Source organism: Acetobacter musti (assembly GCF_011516835.1).
Taxonomy (GTDB): domain Bacteria; phylum Pseudomonadota; class Alphaproteobacteria; order Acetobacterales; family Acetobacteraceae; genus Acetobacter; species Acetobacter musti.
Genome location: NZ_WOTB01000124.1, coordinates 1 through 639 on the forward strand (window position 1 = coordinate 1; position 639 = coordinate 639).

Sequence of the window (639 nt, forward strand, 5' to 3'; positions counted from 1 at the left end):
AAAAACATCCCGCGTCACGTAATCAAGACTATATCAAACCGGCTGGTCGTGACATCATGAAACAGGTCGACGAAATCCTTGATTACGCCAATGACGTCTCACAACCTGACAGCTTATGCGCTCGCGTTCAATCTTTCGAGGAAGAGGAGGCGGCGCATATTGTAGACGATATTGGCGAGCCCGATCCTCATGGTGGCTCGACTGATACCGACAGTCCGGACAAACAGCCCCGTCTGTGACTTCTGATCGGCAAAGACATGCTCGACACGCGAGCGGATGACCGACTTTCCAGCATTTGATTTCTGGATATGCCGGGGCATAGGCTTGAGATGCGGCTTTTTGCGATGAACCTTGGAGACAAAGCCCTGCTTTTCCATGAAGTCTTCGTTGGCTTTTGAGCGATAGGCCGTGTCGGCCCAGACACTTGAGGCCGTATTGGTTTTATCCAGAAGCCCCTCTCTCAATCGCGCGCCATCACTGGCAGCGGCATGCGTTGTTTTCCATTTGCGGATGAACCGGTATTTCCGATCGATGGAAACATGCGATTTATAGCCAAAGAACGGGATGGCGAGATCGCTGGATGGCATGGTTCCATCATCCTGCCGCTTCGCCTTCGTGAACTTCAGTGTCCAGCGCGCA

General features: G+C 52.6%; 1 protein-coding gene and 1 pseudogene. One reads left to right on the forward strand and one right to left on the reverse strand.

All coding sequences use genetic code 11. The features are described from left to right. A pseudogene (locus GOB93_RS22410) lies at positions 1–113 on the forward strand (IS481 family transposase); the annotation flags it as partial. Here the strand turns inward: GOB93_RS22410 and GOB93_RS21025 are convergent. After that, on the reverse strand, positions 114–639 hold a 526-nt coding region (locus GOB93_RS21025; RefSeq protein ID WP_173585284.1), incomplete at its 5' end, for a transposase. It abuts the pseudogene before it with no gap.